Origin of the sequence: Vibrio sp. 661, from assembly GCF_033339315.1 — a bacterium.
Taxonomy (GTDB): Bacteria; Pseudomonadota; Gammaproteobacteria; order Enterobacterales; family Vibrionaceae; genus Vibrio; species Vibrio alginolyticus.
On sequence record NZ_JAWOUJ010000002.1, the window covers coordinates 207,895 to 227,395 of the forward strand.

Genomic DNA, 19,501 nt, shown 5'->3' on the forward strand with positions numbered 1-19,501 from the left:
CGACTTACTCTTATTGCTGGTGGATTAAGACACTTTCTTGCCATTGACGTGGCAGCTTACGTGCGGACTTTTCCCAAGCTGAGAAGTCAGTCACTGGGTGAACATTGCTGTATTGGTCATTAGCAATTAGCTTGTCTTGCACTGCTTGAGGCAGTGTGATGTTGGTGCGGATTGGACGCGCATAACCTTCTGCTAAGTTGATTTGCCCTTGATCGCTGAAGATGTATTCACGAGCAAGCTTTGCTGCATTAGGGTTCTTCGCGTATTTATTGATTATGGTTGTATAACCAGAAATCACAGAGCCATCTTGAGGAATGCTCACTGTAAAGCGGTCGCGGTCAATTTTGTCGCGGTAGTTCAATGCATTGAAGTCCCACATGATCGCCACTTCCACTTCGCCTTTTTCTAGGTTGGCGATGTTCGGATCGGTAAATGAAAGACGACCTTGCTTCGCGAGTTCAGAAAAGAATTTGAGCGCAGGCTTGAGGTTGGATTCGTCCCCACCGTTGGCGAACGCTGCGGCGAGAACCGCGTTGTTTGCCTGTGCTGCTACGCCTACGTCACCTACGGTCACTTTGTAGTCGCCTTTTAATAGGTCACCCCACGTTTTTGGCGCGTCTTTTACGAGGTTATTGTTGGAGATAAAAGAAATAGTGCCAGTGTAAGCAAGTGCCCAATGACCATCTTCGTCTTTTGCCCAATCTGGGATGTCATTCCAAGTTGTTGGTTTATATGGCTGAGTGACGCCTTTTTTTACCGCTACACGTGCGAAGGCAAAGCCTACGTCACCAATGTCTGCGGTCGCGTTTTTCTTCTCAGCTTCGAATTTTGCGATTTCTTGAGCCGAGCTCATATCCGTGTCTTGGTGCTTAAGGTTGTAATTTGACTTTAAATCAGCCCAAGTGTCTTTCCAGTTTGCCCAACTGTCAGGCATACCCACACTGTAAACCGCCCCTTCTTTTTGTGCTGCTGCTACCAAAGATTCAATATCGGCTTCTTTCGCTACTGTTGGCGTAGCGAGCGTTACCGCAATGATTGCCGCTGGTGCGGTAATTGAACGACTTAGCAAAGTTTTCATTGTCTCCATCCTTCTGGACTAGGTCAGTAAGTTCGCTTTGTATGCTATGGATGGAATGTGACGATTTAGCGCAAGTAATTTGACAGTTTTGCTGATTTTATATGGCACTTATATTTCATACGTTCAGTATGTGTTCTGTTGATTAATGTCATATTTTTGTTACGTAAACGCCTTATGTTATTCGTCAAATTATCGTTGGACTAGATCAGAATGAGAGCGACAGGCACCGGACAATTTGGTACCCAATTAGGAAAAATTAGAAGCAGCTTAAAACAGCAGATTCTTTCCGGCATCATGTCGGAAGGACAAAAACTGCCGTCAGAGAGAGAGCTCAGTGAGCTGTTTTCTACGACTCGAATCACAATCAAAGATGCGTTGGTGTCTTTGGAAACGGAAGGTCTTATTTATCGAGAAGAGCGCCGGGGTTGGTATGTATCTCCTGAGCGTATCTGTTACAACCCGTTGTCTCGTTCTCACTTCCATCAGATGATTCGAGAGCAGCATCGTATTGCAGAAACTAAGCTACTCAACGTGCGAAGTGAAATGGCCGCAGGTGAGTATGCCAAATCGTTAGAGGTGGAGCGAATTACCCCAATTTATGTAATTGAACGGTTACGTTTTATTGATGGGCGAGCGGTATTGTTTGTTGAGAACGTGCTCAAAGCGGCACTGTTTGAGGGTATATTGTCTGAGAACCTCACCATGTCCCTGACAGGCATTTATCGTGAGAAGTATGGTTACGAGACAAAGCGCTCTCGTTTTGATGTGATTCCCACGTCAGCTCCTGCTCATGTCGCTAAGGCGTTGAACCTAGCTGAAGGACAACCCGTTCTGAAAATTCGGCGGGTAAACTACAAACAAGATGGGCATTTAATGGACTGCGAATTCGAGTATTGGCGTCCAGACGCAGTGATGATTCGCATTGATAGCGTAGGATAAAGCGCAGAATTAAAAAGAGCCCAATGAAGGGCTCTTTTTCGCATATTGGTTAGAGAGGCGGTTTAAACGAGGCCTTGCTCTTTCGCCATTCTGCTTGCAATGCCGGGTGCTTTCCAAATGCTTGGCAGCAAAATGAAAGACACAGGTACGGCAGTAATTACAATGAAAGACTGCAATGCAGAAATACCACCAGAGCCCATTGAGATGAGCGCAATAGCGACAATACCCATAATCAGACCCCAGAACGAGCGAATCACTGCGTTTGGTTCTGTTGAGCCCGTCATCACTACACTGATTGTGTAAGTCATCGAGTCACCCGTCGTCACGATAAATGTTGTCGTTAAGATCAGGAACAGAACCGAAATGATCATTGGGTAAGGTAATTCACCAGTAATCGCTAGCAGTGCTGCAGGCAAGTTAAAGCCTTCAAACGCAGATGAAATCAAACCAGGGTTATCAAGTTCAAACGCAAGGCCACTGCCACCAACGATACTAAACCAGAAGCAAGTAATCAGCGGTGCCGCGATGCTAATAGACATGATTAATTGGCGAATTGTACGACCACGAGAGATACGAGCAATAAAGATCGCCATCATTGGGCCATAACCGATAAACCAACCCCAGAAGAATACTGTCCACCAACTTAGCCAGCCTGTATCACCACGGTAAAGTGCCATAGGGAAGAAGTTATCCACCATACGACCAACGCCTTGCACGTAGCCATCAACGATAAAGCTTGTCGGCCCGAAGAACAGGATGTAACCAATTAATAGTACAGACAAAATGATGTTGTAACGACTGACGATTTGAATACCCTTGCTCAAACCGCTCAGTGCGGAAAGGGTATACATCAGGATCGCCGCCATGATAACCATGCTTTGCGTTACGAACGTATCTGGCAGGCCAAACAATGAGTTTAGCGCGTAGCTAATTTGTAAACCTAAGAAGCCGATAGGACCGATGGTTCCTGCTGCTACTGCAATGATGCTACATGCGTCAGCAACATCACCAATCCAGCCTTTAATGGCTTTATCACCAAAAACAGGGTAAAGCAGAGTACGCGGCTTAAGAGGCAGGCCTTTATCGTAATGCAAGTGCATTAAGACAATGGAAGATAGACCACCAAGGATCGCCCAAGCTAAGAAGCCCCAGTGCATAAAAGACTGAGATAGGGCATTGATTGCGGCAGTTTTCGGTGAGGCTTCCCCGTATAGAGGCGGAGCAGTCACAAAGTGCGCGATAGGCTCAGCTGCGGCCCAGAACACACCACCACCTGCAAGTAGAGTACAGAGTACGATTGACAACCACTTAAAGTTATCAATATCAGGTTTCGCTAGACCACCTAGGCGCACATAACCAGTGCGACCAAACGCAAGAGCCAAACCAATTAGGAAATTCAGAAGAAGCAGTACTTGCCAGTAAGCTCCGAAATATTTAGTAGCAAAGCCGAAGCCGGTGTTAACCATTGCGGTTAGAGAGTCGGTATTCGTTAGAGCAAGTAAAACGAATAGAGTGAGGAAGCTACCACTTAACCAAAAGACAGGATTGGTGAGTTCGAGGCGCTTGAGTAAAGATGGGGGATGAATAGCAGAATAGTCAGCATCCTGAATAGGCGCTGTGTGGGAGGCGGCATTCGTCATATTTGACATAATTACTTCGCTTTTTAGGGCTATGAAGCCGTGCATTTCCCCTCACATCGTTTCAACGAAAAGTGTGAGGATGTTCAAAAAGCCGATGATGTTAACATGTCGAAGTTGCAAATATAACCTTAGATTTCGATTAATTTTTAACAGGTTAGCCAAGTTGCTGATTTTTGGGTAGAGATCAAAAGAAAGAGTTTTTACGTGAAATGCACCGCATTTCGTATGTAATTAACATTTCCCTTATTTTTGCATGGGATTATCAGGATTACATTGAGAAAACATGTTTTTCCCAAGCTAAGGTTTAACTCAATGGCTCACTTCGAACTTAACGGGCAGTGGATGCTTACCTCGCCACAGCGTCCCGATCTTGAAATTCCGATGTTTATTCCGGGCGATAATGTGTCGGCGCTTTTACAAGCAGAGCAGATTCCAGATCCTTATTTTGCCGATAATGAAAACAAAGTTCGATGGATTGAAGAGTGTGAGTGGCATATCTCACGTGAGTTTGAAGTCGACGCGTTTACGTTGTCTGCCAAGCAAATTTGGATGACGCTAACTCGTCTCGATACCTTGGCAACCTTCTATGTTAATGGTGAGTTAGCACTAACTTGCAGCAACATGTTTACCCAGCAACGTGTGGATATTAAACCGCATTTAAAGCAAGGTACTAACACGATTCGGGTTGAGTTTGCTCGGGTGGATTTAGAAGGTATCGCAAGAGCAAAAAAATTGCCATTTCCTATTCCATCGGCAATGGGCAACAACCAAATTCCACACATGAACTTGATCCGCAAAACACAATGCCATTCCGGATGGGACTGGGGCATTTGCTTGATGGTATCGGGTATTTACGACCCCATTCAAATCGACATTGTGAATGAGCTTTGGCTCAAAGGCTTCTCGACAGAGCAGCAATGGCAAGCCGATGGGAGTGTGTTTCTTGATGTAGTAGTTGAAGTGGAAACGGACAGTCAACGCCATGAAATGATTGTTGAATTTAATGGTGAGCGTCAATGTATTCAAACAAAAGGAAGTGGTCACTATCATTGCCAGTTCCACATTTTGGAGCCTCAACGCTGGTGGCCATCGGGTTATGGCGAAGCGTATCTCTATCCCATTACCATTTCTTGCAGAGAGCAAAAGTTAACGCACAACATTGGTTTGCGTCAGTTAACCCTAAATAACCAAGCTGATGAGCACGGCTCTGCAATGGAATTTATCGTCAATGGCGTACCGATTAATGCTAAAGGTGCCAACTGGATCCCTATTGACGCAATGCCGGGGCGAGAGTACGAAACACGTTATCGCAACCTTTTGCAAAGTGCGGTTGACGCCAACATGAACATGATTCGCGTATGGGGCGGTGGTCAGTACGAGAGTGAAACCTTTTATAACCTTTGTGATGAACTTGGCTTGTTGGTGTGGCAAGACATGATGTTCGCCTGCTCGTTGTACCCATCAAACGACGAGTTTTTAAAAGAGGTAGAAGAAGAACTTAGATTCCAAATCCCGAGGCTCAAGGAGCACCCATCAATCGCACTTTGGTGTGGTGACAATGAAGTGATTGGAGCTATTGGTTGGTATGACGAATCTAAGCGCAGTAAAGTCAAATACACGGTTAACTACGATCGCCTCAACCGCATGATTGAGAAGGAGATTACCGAGCAAGATAGCACTCGCCGTTTCTGGCCAAGTTCCCCATGTAATGGTGAACTGGATTTCGGTGATGCGTGGCATGATGATAGTAAAGGCGATATGCACTTTTGGGACGTTTGGCATTCAGGAAAATCATTCAGTGCCTACCTTGACGTGAATCCTCGTTTTTGCTCTGAGTTTGGTTTTCAATCTTGGCCATCTTTTGCTGAAGTTAAGCGGTTTGTCCCTGAGCAAGACTGGAATATTACATCCCCAACTTTCGAACAACATCAGAAGAACCTTCGAGGTAATAGTATTATCACAGAGATGTTCACGCGCTATTTTCGTTTTCCCTCTGGATTCGAGAGCATGCTGTATTTAAGTCAAGTTCAGCAGGCAATCGCGATCAAAACTGCATGCGATCATTGGCGTGCCATTTCTCCAGTTTGTCGCGGCATGCTGTACTGGCAACTCAACGACAATTGGCCTGTCAGTTCTTGGTCTAGTTTGGAATACAGTGGTCGATGGAAGCAGTTGCACTACCATGCGAAGCGATTTTTTGCGCCACAGTATTTGGTATTTTCCGAGCATACAGGCAAGTTGAGCCTACATTTGCTCAATGATGCCAAAGAGTCCGCAAGCGTCAACGTACTGCTTAAGTGGGTAGATTGGCAAGGGGAAGAAAAGCAATGTTGGAGCTTAGAACAAACAGTCATAGCAGACAGCAATACGATTTTGTGGCAGTTGGATGAATTGATCGAGAAGGATGAACTTACGTCAGGCTTCTTCTATGTTGAAGCGCAAATCGGTGAAGACAGAATAAGCAACACATGGTTTAGTACTCACGAGCTAAAAACCTTGCCGATAGCGAAAGCCAATATAGATGTCTCTATTGAAGGGAGGCGAATTACATTGATTGCAGATAAGCCTGCGTTTTTTGTTCATTTGGAGAGTGATGCTGATGGAAGATTCAGTGACTCCAGTTTTACTCTGTTGGTCAACGTTCCAATGACGGTTGAGTATTTAGGTGATGATGTTTCAGGTATGCAGCAGTCGTTGAGGGTATGCCACCTTAATGATTAAAGCGGGCATAGAACATCTATATGCAGATAACTAAAAAGGGAGCGTTTGCTCCCTTTTTAGTTACCAAGTATCCGTTATTAAGCTCAGGTTGAGACAGAAGACTATTTAAGTTTCTGATGGACCCGATAGCTAACGACAAAGCCAATGTAGAATAGTGCAGCAAGAGTAATCACTGCCGTCGCGTACGCCAGCAGGCTGTTTAACCCTAAACCAAAAGCCAAAGTGAAGGCGATACCATGAATGGCTTCCGCAGGGATTCGGTACCAAGCAGCGTGGACGGAAGATCCGAAGAGGATAAAGGTACTAAGTAAGACAATCGTGCCGCCTATAAAGCCGACCCATCTGCTGTTGTTCATGTTGCAGTCTCAGGGGTTACCGAGGTAACGTAACAAAATATTTCAGGATCGTATTATACAACCGATCATCGCGAAAAGCGCTAGAGAAATTTCGCGGATAAAACAGAGTGTTTTAATTCGAACAAAAGAATACGACCATAGCCAACTTAATACAGGAATAACAAAACATGTTGAGATTTATACAACGTCGCCGCATTAAGAAAGTGATTAAACTAATGAGTACCAGATTGATAGTGGGATACGGCAGTCGTGAGTACTTTTCGGTTGGTCAGGTAAAGACGAGCACCAGCGAGTTAAGCGCGTGCCAACAAAAAATTGCGTTGGCATTATATGCGGATCCGCAAGATCTTGATTTGGAAAATCAACCAGAGTTGCAAGCAATACGCTCAGACGTGGCGCATGACTTCTTCGCTGGTGTCGATTATACCGCTCAAGATGTGCTTAATTTACTCGGTTCTGGTGGCTGGAAAGGAGGTCGAATGGAAGATGGAATGTCTCATCATTTTGGTATGCACAGTCGCTATTAAAAACATGCGTTAATTTTATAAATTCGATAAATATTTTTGCTGTTAAAGATTAATTAAATTTTCTTTCAATTGGGTAACAATTACCTAATTATGCACCCGAATCCCAGCGCGTCGCTGGACTGGTTGGATTGCATACCATGAAATTAATCATCAAAGGATTGGGGCTGAGTGCTCTTGTGCTCAGCATGTTTGCTCATGCAGATAGCAAAACGTTGAACGTTTATGCATGGGGTGGCTATTTGCCGGAAGCATCGTTAAAAGCGTTTGAAAAACAAGAAGGCGTTACGATTAATTATTCGACCTTTGAGAATAATGAATCAATGTACACCAAGCTAAAATTGCTAAAAGGTTCTGGTTACGATGTGGTTTTTGCTTCTGCGTACTTCATTGAAAAAATGGGTCGAGAAGGGCTGCTTTCGAAAATAGATCACGCTAAAGTGCCAAACATGCAAGACACAATGGACGGTTTACTTGGCCAAGCGCACGATCCTAAAAATGATTACTCGCTGCCTTATATTTGGGGCATTACCGGGATCAGCTACAACGAATCCATGGTTGAGCAACCAGTGACCAAATGGGCAGACTTATGGGAGTCTCAATACGAACAACAAGTCATGCTGATTGATGACGTTCGCGATGTGTTCGGTATGGCGCTGAAGAAAAATGGCCATAGCGTGAACACAAAAGACGAAGCAGAAATCGAGCAGGCTTTTGATTCTCTAGTCGCGCTGAAAAACAACGTATTACTGTACAACTCAGATGCGCCGCAAGTCCCTTACGTGTCCGGTGAAACATCGGTCGGCATGCAATGGAACGGCAACGCATTCCAAGGACAGGTTGAAATGCCTGAGCTGAAGTTCGTGATGCCGGAAGAGGGCGCGGTATTGTGGATGGACAACTTCACTATTCCGTCTGGCAGTAAAAACAAAGCATTGGCGCATAAATTTATTAACTTCATGTACCAATCAGAGAACCAAGCGGAAATCGTGACCAGTTTGGGTTATGCGTCGGCAACGAACGCTGGGCGTGACAAATTGCCAGAAGAATTGAAAAACAACCGTACTATTTTCCCTTCATCAGAAGACATGAAAAAAGGCGAGTTTATTAATGATGTTGGCGCAGAAACGTTAGCGATTTACGAAAAGTACTGGCACCGTTTAAGAACGCAATAAGCAACGCCTTTGCCTATTGTTAGGCTTAAAATCGTTCAAATTTGAATTCCCCTCATCACGAAAGCGGTGAGGGGAATTTTTTATGGGCTTTGTACTTCGAGTGTTGCTACGCGGCACGCTTTACGAGGCAGAAGTGCTTTTTACCGCGTTGCAGTAACCAATATTGATCAAACAGTGGGAAGCTCAAACTTGGGTTATCAGCCGCCACTTTTTCACCGTTTACACTGATGGCGTTGTTGCTGATGTGTTCGCGTGCAACACGCTTCGAACTTGCTAAACCCGACTCAATCAACAGCTCAACCAAATCTTGCTGTGTGCTCTCAATGCTTGGTAAACCATCCAACTCCAATTGTTTTAATTCACCCAAACTCAGTTGTTGCACATTACCGCTGAATAAAGCTTGAGTGATGCGCTCGGCGCTAGCTAGGCCTTCTTCGCCATGAACAAATCGCGTCATTTCCTCAGCGAGGATACGTTGTGCTTGTGGCTTACCTTGGCTTGCTTGGTCTTGCGCTTCAATGCTGGCAATTTCTTCGCAGCTCAAGAACGTGTAGTAACGCAGGAAGTGGTAAACGTCGGCGTCTTCTGCGCCAAGCCAGAACTGGTAGAACGCGTAAGGAGAGGTCTTGCTAGGATCTAGCCATACTGCACCACCTTCAGTTTTGCCAAATTTGGTGCCATCGGATTTGGTGATCAGCGGCAGAGTTAAGCCAAATACTTGCTCACCATTTTGACGGCGAGTTAAATCGATCCCGCTGACGATGTTTCCCCATTGGTCATTGCCACCGATTTGCAAACGGCAACCGTATCGACGGTTTAGCTCGGCAAAATCATACGATTGCAGTAGGGCGTAGCTAAATTCGGTGAAGGAGATACCTTGGTCAGGTCGTTGCAGGCGTTGTTTTACCGATTCTCGGTTGACCATAGTATTGATCGAGAAGTGCTTACCCACATCGCGGAAGAAGTCGATCACATTGATCGCTTTCATCCAGTCAGCGTTGTTCACCATGATCATCGGCTTGGTCAGTTGGTGATTCATCAACTGCTGAATTTGATTAGAAAGATCGTTAACCCAGCCTGAGACGATTTCTTCTGAGTTCAGACTGCGCTCAGTCGCTTTAAAGCTTGGGTCGCCAATCATGCCCGTTGCACCGCCAATCAAGGCAACAGCTTGGTGTCCGGCATCTTGAAAGCGCTTAAGCATAATCAAAGGCACGAGGTGGCCGATATGTAAGCTGCCAGCTGTAGGATCGAAGCCGCAGTAAACGGTTTGTGGCTGTGAGAGAAGTGTCTGAATTTCTTCCAAATCGCTGGCTTGTGCAATCAAGCCGCGATCTTGTAAATCTTGCAGTAATGGTGTCGTCATTCTTTTTGTCTGTTTTAGTGGTTGTTACATTCAGACTAAAACGCGACACCTTTTCTCGATATATCCCTTAAGGGACAGTTTTTTATCTTGAATGGAGAATGAGGTGATTGAGGAAAAGCTGGAATAACTCACTCAATGAAGACACATTTAATTGCGAGTAAATTCGCTTTCGATGATTTTTGACCGTGCCTTGAACTAAGTGTAACCGCGCGGCAATTTCTTTGGTGTCAAACCCTTGAGCGAGAAGCGAAGCCACCTCTTGTTCGCGACGGGTGAGTGATTCTACGCCAAACGTTGCTAAAGCTTGCTCAATGGCTAATCGCATACTGCCAGAATAAGCACTCTGTGCAAAAACAGGCTCAGAAAAGGTAAATTCCGTTTGTTTCCAATGCTGCTGACAAAGCGACTGAATTATCGGGAAATAGGGCTTTAGCTTATTGATTTGTTGCTGAGAAAAGTATTTTCCATCAGTCATATATCCGAAGTACAGCATGACCCAACGGCCAGATTCAACTTCGACTAGCATGCTAAGCTCGTCTTTCCACCCTGTTTGATGATAGAACTGCTCGCAGTATGAGGTGAAGTCAACGCCTTTACGCGCCACGTCTTTGAGCGTAAATACGCCTTGTTGCTTTGTCTCGTTTAGTTTGAGAAAAAAAGGGTCATTTTGAAATGAGTCAGTAAGGTAGCGTTGAAAAAGTAACTCTCGCTCGTTCTCAATTGAGTCGTAGAGATAAATAGGATGTTTACCTTCTCGGTAACCTAAAATAACTGCGCAATCAAAATGAAAAAGAGTGCGAATGACACGCATAAGTTTAGGAGTAAAGTTAGGCGTGTTAAGAGCAGAAATTGCTTCTGCTAGCAGATTATTAAAGTTATTGTCAGGCATGGGATACCGAATTGCAGGTGGTTTTGCGCAAGCATAACCAAAAGCCATCCAACGAGAAAGGGAAGTCGCCATCTTCTGGTGACTTCCATAGAGAAAGTTGCGTAAGTGCTCAGTTTTGAGGAATCATATCCCCGTTAACTTATTGATAAGGGTGCATAACAACGGTTTTATTTAAGCGATTAGTTGCTATGCATTACTGCGAGTTAGTGAGCTCTTCGTTAACCCAATATTTAGAACCAGACACGTTAGCATCGATGAGCAAACCTTTAGCGTTCAACTGATAGACGGCGACGCCGCTGTTAAATTGTTTTGAAAGTTGCTCTGAATCTTCGCCCGCAACAGCAGAGGCTTCACTTGTGGCCTCCCATCCTTCGTTGACGAACGTATCAAAGTCTTCTTTGCTCTCAAACAGAACCACTTGTTGGTAAAATTTGCCGCCAGCCCCAAGTGCAACGCCCAAACCAAACATATTCATATAAGTGCGTTCTTCTGTTTCCTTATTCACTGCGACTCCTGACCCTGAGTTGGTGTGAAACAGCAAAGATAATTTACGAGAATCAAAGACCGCGTAGCCGTACGCGTTGTCGTAAATAGCTTTTGCCTCCGGCTTTTCATTAAATAACTTGAGCAAAGCGCTATCTGCCATTAAGTCCACGGCTTGGCGAGCTTCTTCTGGCGTATCGCCTTCCATCAGCTCATCAATTTTTTTGTCGGCAGCATCTATCCATTCTTTGCTTTTCTCGATGCTGGCTTCTGTCCATTCGCCTGCGGTATTGATCGCTTCCTCGGACCAGTTCGTGAAATCTTGCCACGCTTGTTTTGAAAACGCTTTGGTGTCGTCCCAAGCATCTTGTGCAGTATCAGAAACTGCGTCGCCAAGCTCAGACATTTTATTGGAAATTTCATCCCAATCGGCATAAGCAGGGGATGCCAGGAGCATCAATGTAGTAAGGAGTGCGATAGGCTTTTTCATCAAATTCTCTCTGGAGTTATCGATATACCATTCATTTTAGGTCATCAGACTTTGATAATGAAATTGACTAAATGACGAACTTGAGAGAGGAATCACGAACTGATTGTGAAATGACGTGTGAATAACAAAGCCCTCACAAGTGGAGTGTGAGGGCTAGAGTTTATCGTGTGTTACTTGCTGCTAACTTTACCGAGTTTTAACCAAGTATCGATAACCGTATCTGGGTTTAGTGATACAGAGCTAATACCTTGATCCATTAGCCATTCCGCTAAGTCGTCGTGGTCTGATGGGCCTTGACCACAAATACCAACGTATTTGCCTGCTTTTGTTGCCGCATCAATCGCCATCTGAAGCATCACCTTAACCGCTGGGTTGCGCTCATCAAATAGATGTGCAACATCGCCAGAGTCACGATCAAGTCCAAGCGTTAGCTGAGTCATGTCGTTTGAGCCAATCGAGAAGCCATCAAAGTACTTCAAGAACTCATCGGCAAGGACCGCGTTGGATGGCAGTTCGCACATCATGATGACTTTAAGCCCCTGATCGCCACGGCGCAGATCAAACTTCGCTAGCAAATCAATCACTGATGCTGCTTCGCTTGGTGTACGCACAAATGGGATCATGATTTCAACGTTTTTCAGACCCATTTCGTTACGAACGCGTTTAATTGCTTGAGTTTCTAGCTCGAAGCAGTCTTCAAACACTGGAGAAATGTAACGAGACGCGCCACGGAAGCCAAGCATTGGGTTTTCTTCATGCGGTTCGTAGGCTTTACCGCCAACCAAGTTGCTGTATTCGTTAGACTTAAAGTCAGACATACGAACAATAACGCGTTTCGGCCAAAATGCCGCAGCAATGGTTGCGATACCTTCTGTCAGTTTGCTTACGTAGAAATCGATAGGATCTTTGTAACCACGAATACGCTGAGTGATTTCTGCTTTTAGCTCATCGCTTTGTGCATCAAAGTTAAGTAATGCTTTCGGGTGGATACCAATCATCTTATTGATGATGAATTCAAGACGAGCAAGACCAACACCTTCATTTGGAATTTGTGCGAAGTCAAACGCACGATCAGGGTTACCCACGTTCATCATCACTTTTGTTGGTAGCAGTGGCAGTTCATCAACAGAAGAGCGTTTTACATTAAACTCAAGTTCACCTTGGTAAACGTAGCCCGTTTCACCTTCTGAACAAGATACGGTCACGGTTGCGCCATCGGTTAACTTGCTTGTCGCATCGCCACAGCCAACGATTGCAGGAATACCAAGCTCACGAGCGATGATGGCAGCGTGGCAAGTACGGCCACCACGGTTGGTTACGATTGCAGATGCTTTTTTCATCACTGGTTCCCAATCTGGGTCAGTCATGTCTGTAACTAGCACGTCACCTTCTTGGACTAAAGACATTTGGTCCAGAGAGTCAACCAAGCGAACCACGCCTTTACCGATGCGCTGACCGATTGCACGACCTTCAACCAAAACATCTGCTTTGTTTTGTAGTTCGTAGCGCTCAATCACATTTTGTTCCGTTTGCGAACATACGGTTTCAGGACGCGCTTGAACAATGTACAGCTTGCCATCAATGCCATCTTTTGCCCATTCAATGTCCATTGGACGCTGATAGTGCTTTTCGATGATCATTGCTTGTTTTGCGAGCTCTTTGATCTCGTCGTCGTTCAATGAGAACGTGTTGCGCTCTTCATCAGAAGTATCAACGATATCAACTTGTTTGCCGATTTCTTGGTTATCTGAGTAGATCATTTTGATCAACTTAGAACCAAATGTTTTCTTAACGATTGGGTGTTCGCCTGCTTCAAGCATTGGCTTGTGAACGTAGAACTCGTCAGGGTTTACTGCACCTTGAACGACCATCTCGCCTAGACCCCATGAAGAGGTGATGAAGACAACTTGGTCGAAACCCGATTCAGTGTCTAGTGTAAACATAACACCCGACGAGGCTTTATCTGAACGCACCATTCGTTGGATACCCGCAGATAGCGAGATGCCACGGTGGTCGAACCCTTGGTGAACGCGGTAAGAAATCGCACGGTCGTTAAATAGAGAAGCGTAAACGTGCTTAGTTGCTTCTAGTACTGCGTCGATGCCTTTCACGTTCAAAAACGTTTCTTGCTGACCAGCAAAAGAAGCATCAGGTAGGTCTTCTGCCGTAGCAGATGAACGAACTGCGACTGAAAGCTCAGGATTGCCTTCGATCAGTTCTTGGTAATTTTCACGAATTTCTTGTTCAAGGTCCGCAGGGAAAGGGGCCTCTAATACCCATTGACGAATGTTTGCACCTGTCTTACGCAGAGCTTCTACATCTTCAACGTCTAGTTCATCGAGTAATTGGTGAATACGCTCATCCAAACCTTCGTGGTCAAGGAATTGGTTAAACGCGTATGAGGTTGTCGCAAAACCATTTGGTACAGAAACGCCTGCGTTCGCTAGGTTAGAAACCATTTCGCCAAGTGAAGCATTTTTACCGCCGACTTTGTCGACATCATCCATGGATAGGCCATTGAACCAGAGGGTGTTCTTTTGCATGTCTTTCTCCAGAAACATTGCAGCTTAGTAGGGGGACTTAAATCGATCTAAACAATCGCATGTTGGCTGTTATTACACGTTGACCATACATTGCTTCATTCAGATTGATATCAAAGGCAAACGATTACGTTCTGGCTGAAAAAAATTCAAACGAATTTTTAAAGCTGTGGTGAACCTAACTGAAAGCCAAACTGATTTATTAATATTATGTGTACCATCCTACTCAAAAGATTTTGAAAAATTAAACAGAAATGCAAATAAATAACCAAAGTCGTGATGTGTTCTATGTTTCTGACGGTACGGCGATAACATGTGAGACATTAGGGCATGTTGTTCTCGGTCAATTTCCGTTCATTCCTAACGAAAAAACCTTTCCGTTCGTAGAAAGCCAGGACAAAGCTACTGACGTAGTCAAAGAAATTGAAACTTCCTACCAGCGCAATGGCGTCAAACCTCTGGTCTTTTTCTCAATTGTCGTTCCAGAAGTACGTGAAATGCTGCTTGAAGCGCCGGCATACAGTTACGATGTGTTGGAGAGTATTGTGCAGAAAGTGCAAGACGACATTCAGATGGCACCAAAGCCTAAGTTGCAGCGTTCTCGCAGTGTGGGGAAAGATTCCGACACCTATTTTGACCGTATTGCGGCTATTGAATACACATTGGCGCATGATGATGGCATCACGCTAAAAGGGTTGGAACAAGCCGATATTATCCTGCTGGGAGTATCGCGCAGCGGAAAAACGCCGACTAGCTTGTACATGGCGATGCAATTTGGTTTACGTGTTGTGAACTATCCGTTCATTGCGGAAGATGTGAAGATGATGCGTTTGTTGCCTGAGTTTGAGATCCATCGTCATAAGTTGTTTGGGCTGACTATCGATCCCGAGCGCTTGACTGAAATCCGTGAAAATCGTTTGTCTGGAAGTGATTACGCTAGCACAGAGCAGTGCAAGCTGGAGCTAGACACTGTTGAGGCGTTGTTTAGAAGAGAGGCGATCCCATATATCAATACGTCCTCTCTGTCTGTTGAGGAAATTACTACGCGTATTCTGGAAAAAGCAGGAATGAAGCGTCGCTTGTTTGGCTAACAAGAGACGCTTATGTCGCTATGTGTAAGAGGAGGTAAGGTGTGTACCTCCTCTATCGAATGAACCTTAGACAGAATTAATAGTATTGGAACATCTTTTGGATGTCTTGATAGTTTTTGGTCTGCTTCAGTGACAGCATCAGTAAGATACGTGCTTTTTGTGGGTTCAATGTACCAGCGGCAACAAAGCCGTATTTTTCGTCATCAATTTCAGCATCCAAAGTGGTTGAGCCGCTAGGCGTTCGGGAGCTTCTTACAACAACAACGCCATCTTTACTCGCTTTCTCTAGCTCATCAAACACAGTGTGGTACAAGTTACCATTACCGACACCAGCACTTACGATGCCGTCAAACTTCGCATCCACAAAGGCTTTCACTGGCAAATTGGAGGCATTTGCATAGTTATAAACAATACCGACCTTAGGCAACTTAGTAAGCTTTGATACATCGAATGGGGTTTCTGTCGTATGTTTACGCTCTGGGCTTCGTTGATATTTGGCATCGCTATTATGAATGTAGCCGATAGCACCAAAGTTGGGTGACTGGAAAGTGCTGACGGAGGTTGTATTGGTTTTTGTCACATCTCGCGCATCGAAAATCGTGTCATTCATTGCGACTAGCACGCCACGTCCTTCTGAATCTTCATCGGTGGCTGTTACGACTGCATTGTATAAGTTGACTGGTCCATCAGCACTCATTGCGGTGGAAGGACGCATTGCACCGACGATCACGACAGGCTTTTTGCTCTTGACGGTCAGATCAAGGAAGTAAGCGGTTTCCTCTAACGTATCCGTACCATGAGTAATGACGATGCCGTCAACATCATCTTGAGCGAGTAGCTCATTAACTCTTTTCGATAATTTTAGCCACACTTCATCATTCATATCTTGTGAACCGATACTGACCACTTGCTCTCCAGAAATATCGGCAATGTTGGTCATACTCGGCACCGCAGAAATCAATGATTCAACGCCGACTTTACCTGCTGTGTAGTTTGACTCTGTTGCAGATTGACCTGCGCCTGCTATGGTGCCGCCAGTGGCAAGAATTTTAATGTTCGGAAGATCGGATTGCGCGAAAGACAAAGAACTAAGGCACAAACCAAGGGTTATCGTACTGAGGCGGAAAAGATTTTTCGTCATGGGAATCACCTGCTGTTAGGTTGGATGTTGGGGAACTCATCTATCCTAAAAACAGCGGGTTAGATTTTTTGAGTACTAGTTCAACAAATTGCAGATGAAGATCGTGATCAACTAATCACTTAAAGAATATCAAATCAACCAGTTAACCTAATTGACGTGCTTCTTTAACAAGTGAGATGTGCTAGTAACGTGCACAACGTGTTAAGCCCTATAATTTATTGATTTATAAATAAAGGAGGTAGGAGTCTCGTGATGAGGTTACTAAACATGAATTTAGCCGTGCAATTTTTCAAAGTTTACAGTGTAAAAAAAAGCGGCTTTACCCCGGAACAGATAAAAGCCGCTTGCCAATGATGTGTTAATTCACATCTTATCGCATAATCATTTGTTCACGACCAGGACCCACAGACACCATTTTTACTGGTACGCCCATGAGTTCCTCAATGCGTAGAACGTATTTCTGTGCTGCTACTGGAAGCTCTTCAAACTTACGACAACCTGTGATGTCCTCGCTCCAGCTTTCCATCTTCTCGTAGATTGGCGCAAGAGAGGCAGTTTGAGGCCAGATTGGGTTTTCGCTGTGGTCGCCTTCGTAGCCAACACAGATTTTCAGATCGTTAAGGCCAGTCAAACAGTCTACTTTCGTTAGTGCAATTTCAGTTGCGGCTTGCAGTTCAACGCCATTTTTCGTAGCGACTGCGTCGAAGTAGCCCATGTCGCGTGGACGACCCGTAGTTGCACCGAACTCGCCAGCAAGTTCGCGGAAAGCGTCTTGCTCTTCCATTGCAGTGATCAACGTACCAGTACCCACTGATGAGCTGAAGGCTTTTGCAACCGCAATAACGCGTTCAGGACGAAGTGCCGGAAGGCCACTACCGATACCCGCGTACATTGATACAACGTTAGAAGATGTTGTCCAAGGGTACTCACCGTAAACAAGGTCACGACCCGCGCCAAGCTGCGCTTCGAACAATAGAGTTTTGTCTTTCGCTTGTAGTTCTTTTAGAGGAAGCGTTACGTTGCAAATTGAATTGCGCCAAGGTGCAGAGACTTCTAGCAGCCAGTTCGCCAGTTCTTCAGCGGTTTGTTCAAACTCGAACGTCGGGTAAAGTGCACGCAGTTGCGGCAGTTTCCAATCCATCATGAATTGAAGGCGCTCAACCAATACTTCTGGTTGCTTTAACCAACCAACTAGGATGCCTTTCTTCATTACGCGGTCACCGTACGCAGGTGCAATACCTTGACGAGTTGAACCGTATGCTTTGTCGCCTAAACGTTGTTCTTCTAGCGTATCTTCTAGTGCGTGTAGAGGTAGACACAGTGTTGCGCGATCAGAGATGCACATATTCACTTTTACGCCCGCTTCTTCAACTTCCGCAATCTCCTGAGACAGCAACGCAGGGCTGATAACCATACCCGGACCTAACACTGCCAAACAGTCTGGGTTGAATACGCCACTTGGTAGCTGGTGCAGCTTAAACGTACCTAGATCGTTAACCACGGTGTGACCCGCGTTGTTACCACCTTGGAAACGAATGCTCGCAGAAGCTTGCTCTGCCAAAAAGTCAACGATGCGGCCTTTGCCTTCATCACCCCAGTTTGCACCCACAACAACGATAGACGACATAATTTAATCTCCAAAAACAGATGCAAAAATCTTAAGGTGTTCGCCATAATAAGAGAAATTAATTATACTCATTAACTTGATAAGAATTTCATATCGGAATTGGCAATGTTAGATTTGAACTGGCTGCGAACCTTCGTAACTCTTGCAGAGGTAAAACACTTTGGTAAAACAGCGATGGAACTGCACATGACGCAGCCGAACGTAAGTTTGCATATCAAGCAGTTGGAGCAAGCCACGCGCACGAAATTGATTGAGCGAAATCCCGTGCAGTTGACGCAAGCGGGGAAGCGTTTGTTAGCTACGGCGCAGCGGATGCTCAATGAGCTGCAAATTTGTCAGTCAGATCTCAATGCCATCAACGATCTTACGCAGGGGACGCTTTCTATTGCGGCGAGCGATATTGTTTCACGTTTACTGCTTATCAAACCATTTCAGCAATTCAAAAGTGAATATCCGGGGATCGACTTGGCATTGTTCAACACCACATCTTCTCAAGCGGTGGATTTGGTGAAAAGTGCGCGTGCCGATATCGGCTTTGTTATCGCACAAAAAGAGAGTCAACCGCTGCATTTTACGCCTCTCACGCAGATTCACTGGTGTGCGTTTGGCGATAACATTTTTGAGTGGCAAGACAATCGAAAAGAGAGCCAGACGCTGATCCTGCTAGGGCACGATACTCGAACCCGAGAGCTGATTGATGCGTCTTTACCTGAGCTAAATCTGCCTAAGCATCGCGTGATGGAAGTGGGCAGTGTGGAAGCACAAATCGACTGGGCGGAAGCGGGGTTTGGGACTGCTATTGTGCCGGATTTTTCGCTCGATCCGAGATTAAAACTTTCTCGAGAAGTTACGCCTTTGCCAAGTTTTCCAAACACTGATTTTGGCTACATCGTGCGTCAAAATCAGGTGTTATCCAAAGCGGCAAAACAGTTGCTGGCTTGGGTTGGCGAGAATGTGTCGGTGGTTGAGGGCTAAGACGATGAAAGAAAAGGCCATGAAAGAGACGAAGATTACGATTTCGCTCCCATCCTTGATTCACCGTATTGGGGGCGACCATGCCAAGCGAGCGAAAACACTCGCAGCAGAAAAACAGTGCGATCTTAAGCGAATTAGACGATCTCGTCACTGGCAAATCTCGGGCGAGGCTTTGGGTGTAAAAGCGTTTTTAGAGCATCTCAAAAACGAAGAAGCAGAGACGATGCGATTTGCGATCAACAAGATCGAACAAGCTCTACTTGCTCACCAAGACAAATTGGAACCTTTGGACGTGAAGTTGATACGTTTGGTGAGACAAAACCCAAACATCACCCTAGCGGAGCTGATGGCTGAAACGAACTGCACGTTAGTTCAAGCTCGCACGGCACGATTTGATGCTGAGTTGCTTTAAGATCGGTTTGTGGTTTACTCACTTTATTAACAGATGTTAGGGTACCGATCAAAA

General features: G+C 45.2%; 16 protein-coding genes. 7 read left to right on the forward strand and 9 right to left on the reverse strand.

Annotation, left to right across the window (positions count from 1 at the left end; translation table 11 throughout):
• Positions 1 to 10 precede the first annotated feature (10 nt).
• Complete coding sequence (locus R7P69_RS05235; RefSeq protein WP_206953393.1) at positions 11 to 1,078, reverse strand: ABC transporter substrate-binding protein; 1,068 nt, start codon at positions 1,076 to 1,078, stop codon at positions 11 to 13.
• A 210-nt stretch (positions 1,079 to 1,288) separates the two neighbouring features.
• On the opposite strand from R7P69_RS05235, the gene R7P69_RS05240 reads away from it, so the two are divergent.
• Positions 1,289 to 2,017: a UTRA domain-containing protein gene (locus R7P69_RS05240; protein WP_005387087.1), complete on the forward strand. Its 729-nt coding sequence runs from the start codon at positions 1,289 to 1,291 to the stop codon at positions 2,015 to 2,017.
• Positions 2,018 to 2,079: 62 nt separating this feature from the next.
• Here R7P69_RS05240 and R7P69_RS05245 read toward each other — a convergent pair whose 3' ends face one another.
• On the reverse strand, positions 2,080 to 3,666 hold the full coding sequence (locus R7P69_RS05245; protein WP_005373846.1) for a BCCT family transporter: 1,587 nt from the start codon (positions 3,664 to 3,666) through the stop codon (positions 2,080 to 2,082).
• A 303-nt stretch (positions 3,667 to 3,969) separates the two neighbouring features.
• On the opposite strand from R7P69_RS05245, the gene R7P69_RS05250 reads away from it, so the two are divergent.
• On the forward strand, positions 3,970 to 6,378 hold the full coding sequence (locus R7P69_RS05250; RefSeq protein ID WP_238952759.1) for a beta-mannosidase: 2,409 nt from the start codon (positions 3,970 to 3,972) through the stop codon (positions 6,376 to 6,378).
• Positions 6,379 to 6,479: 101 nt separating this feature from the next.
• On the opposite strand, the gene R7P69_RS05255 is transcribed toward R7P69_RS05250, so the two are convergent.
• On the reverse strand, positions 6,480 to 6,734 hold the full coding sequence (locus R7P69_RS05255; RefSeq protein WP_005387084.1) for a hypothetical protein: 255 nt from the start codon (positions 6,732 to 6,734) through the stop codon (positions 6,480 to 6,482).
• A 167-nt stretch (positions 6,735 to 6,901) separates the two neighbouring features.
• Here R7P69_RS05255 and R7P69_RS05260 point away from each other — a divergent pair, with 167 nt between their 5' ends.
• Positions 6,902 to 7,261, forward strand: coding sequence for a DUF6559 family protein (locus tag R7P69_RS05260; RefSeq protein ID WP_053307189.1), 360 nt, complete (start codon positions 6,902 to 6,904; stop codon positions 7,259 to 7,261).
• 137 nt (positions 7,262 to 7,398) lie between these two features.
• Positions 7,399 to 8,433 carry an ABC transporter substrate-binding protein gene (locus R7P69_RS05265; RefSeq protein WP_138940053.1) on the forward strand — a complete coding sequence of 345 codons (1,035 nt, stop codon included), beginning with the start codon at positions 7,399 to 7,401 and terminating at the stop codon, positions 8,431 to 8,433.
• 106 nt (positions 8,434 to 8,539) lie between these two features.
• Here the strand turns inward: R7P69_RS05265 and tyrS are convergent, their stop codons facing one another.
• From tyrS to ppsA, 4 genes are all read right to left on the reverse strand, one after another.
• Positions 8,540 to 9,799 (reverse strand): tyrosine--tRNA ligase, encoded by a 1,260-nt coding sequence (gene tyrS, locus R7P69_RS05270; protein WP_053304596.1) that lies wholly within the window; start codon positions 9,797 to 9,799, stop codon positions 8,540 to 8,542.
• 82 nt (positions 9,800 to 9,881) lie between these two features.
• Positions 9,882 to 10,688, reverse strand: coding sequence for a response regulator transcription factor (locus tag R7P69_RS05275; RefSeq protein WP_021707696.1), 807 nt, complete (start codon positions 10,686 to 10,688; stop codon positions 9,882 to 9,884).
• 193 nt (positions 10,689 to 10,881) lie between these two features.
• Positions 10,882 to 11,661: a hypothetical protein gene (locus R7P69_RS05280; protein ID WP_005373824.1), complete on the reverse strand. Its 780-nt coding sequence runs from the start codon at positions 11,659 to 11,661 to the stop codon at positions 10,882 to 10,884.
• Positions 11,662 to 11,831: 170 nt separating this feature from the next.
• A complete protein-coding gene (gene ppsA, locus R7P69_RS05285; protein ID WP_170890207.1) occupies positions 11,832 to 14,204 on the reverse strand; it encodes a phosphoenolpyruvate synthase in 2,373 nt (790 codons plus the stop codon).
• 251 nt (positions 14,205 to 14,455) lie between these two features.
• Here ppsA and R7P69_RS05290 point away from each other — a divergent pair, with 251 nt between their 5' ends.
• Entirely contained in the window at positions 14,456 to 15,292 is an 837-nt protein-coding gene (locus R7P69_RS05290; RefSeq protein ID WP_005373820.1) for a pyruvate, water dikinase regulatory protein, read from the forward strand.
• A gap of 76 nt (positions 15,293 to 15,368) precedes the next feature.
• On the opposite strand, the gene ansB is transcribed toward R7P69_RS05290, so the two are convergent.
• Together ansB and R7P69_RS05300 are read right to left on the reverse strand one after the other, a co-directional pair.
• The gene (gene ansB, locus R7P69_RS05295; protein ID WP_318121444.1) at positions 15,369 to 16,433 is read right to left on the reverse strand and encodes an L-asparaginase 2; all 1,065 of its coding nucleotides are present in this window, start codon (positions 16,431 to 16,433) and stop codon (positions 15,369 to 15,371) included.
• 370 nt (positions 16,434 to 16,803) lie between these two features.
• Positions 16,804 to 18,060, reverse strand: coding sequence for an adenylosuccinate synthase (locus R7P69_RS05300; protein WP_054574549.1), 1,257 nt, complete (start codon positions 18,058 to 18,060; stop codon positions 16,804 to 16,806).
• Positions 18,061 to 18,165: 105 nt separating this feature from the next.
• On the opposite strand from R7P69_RS05300, the gene R7P69_RS05305 reads away from it, so the two are divergent.
• Both R7P69_RS05305 and R7P69_RS05310 read left to right on the forward strand, forming a co-directional pair.
• Positions 18,166 to 19,035, forward strand: a complete 870-nt coding sequence (locus R7P69_RS05305; RefSeq protein ID WP_053304592.1) for a LysR family transcriptional regulator — start codon at positions 18,166 to 18,168, stop codon at positions 19,033 to 19,035.
• Between the two features lie 19 nt (positions 19,036 to 19,054).
• Positions 19,055 to 19,447 (forward strand): ribosome recycling factor family protein, encoded by a 393-nt coding sequence (locus R7P69_RS05310; protein ID WP_238952758.1) that lies wholly within the window; start codon positions 19,055 to 19,057, stop codon positions 19,445 to 19,447.
• Positions 19,448 to 19,501: the final 54 nt, after the last annotated feature.

Bases quoted from the DNA above. Each gene is read 5' to 3' on its own strand.
- R7P69_RS05245 (WP_005373846.1), bottom strand. From the start codon at position 3,666: ATGTCAAATATGACGAATGCCGCCTCCCACACAGCGCCTATTCAGGAT.
- R7P69_RS05235 (WP_206953393.1), bottom strand. From the start codon at position 1,078: ATGAAAACTTTGCTAAGTCGTTCAATTACCGCACCAGCGGCAATCATT.
- R7P69_RS05310 (WP_238952758.1), top strand. From the start codon at position 19,055: ATGAAAGAGACGAAGATTACGATTTCGCTCCCATCCTTGATTCACCGT.
- R7P69_RS05250 (WP_238952759.1), top strand. From the start codon at position 3,970: ATGGCTCACTTCGAACTTAACGGGCAGTGGATGCTTACCTCGCCACAG.
- R7P69_RS05300 (WP_054574549.1), bottom strand. From the start codon at position 18,060: ATGTCGTCTATCGTTGTTGTGGGTGCAAACTGGGGTGATGAAGGCAAA.
- ansB (WP_318121444.1), bottom strand. From the start codon at position 16,433: ATGACGAAAAATCTTTTCCGCCTCAGTACGATAACCCTTGGTTTGTGC.
- R7P69_RS05240 (WP_005387087.1), top strand. From the start codon at position 1,289: ATGAGAGCGACAGGCACCGGACAATTTGGTACCCAATTAGGAAAAATT.
- R7P69_RS05260 (WP_053307189.1), top strand. From the start codon at position 6,902: ATGTTGAGATTTATACAACGTCGCCGCATTAAGAAAGTGATTAAACTA.
- R7P69_RS05305 (WP_053304592.1), top strand. From the start codon at position 18,166: ATGTTAGATTTGAACTGGCTGCGAACCTTCGTAACTCTTGCAGAGGTA.
- ppsA (WP_170890207.1), bottom strand. From the start codon at position 14,204: ATGCAAAAGAACACCCTCTGGTTCAATGGCCTATCCATGGATGATGTC.
- tyrS (WP_053304596.1), bottom strand. From the start codon at position 9,799: ATGACGACACCATTACTGCAAGATTTACAAGATCGCGGCTTGATTGCA.
- R7P69_RS05290 (WP_005373820.1), top strand. From the start codon at position 14,456: ATGCAAATAAATAACCAAAGTCGTGATGTGTTCTATGTTTCTGACGGT.
- R7P69_RS05255 (WP_005387084.1), bottom strand. From the start codon at position 6,734: ATGAACAACAGCAGATGGGTCGGCTTTATAGGCGGCACGATTGTCTTA.
- R7P69_RS05280 (WP_005373824.1), bottom strand. From the start codon at position 11,661: ATGAAAAAGCCTATCGCACTCCTTACTACATTGATGCTCCTGGCATCC.
- R7P69_RS05275 (WP_021707696.1), bottom strand. From the start codon at position 10,688: ATGCCTGACAATAACTTTAATAATCTGCTAGCAGAAGCAATTTCTGCT.
- R7P69_RS05265 (WP_138940053.1), top strand. From the start codon at position 7,399: ATGAAATTAATCATCAAAGGATTGGGGCTGAGTGCTCTTGTGCTCAGC.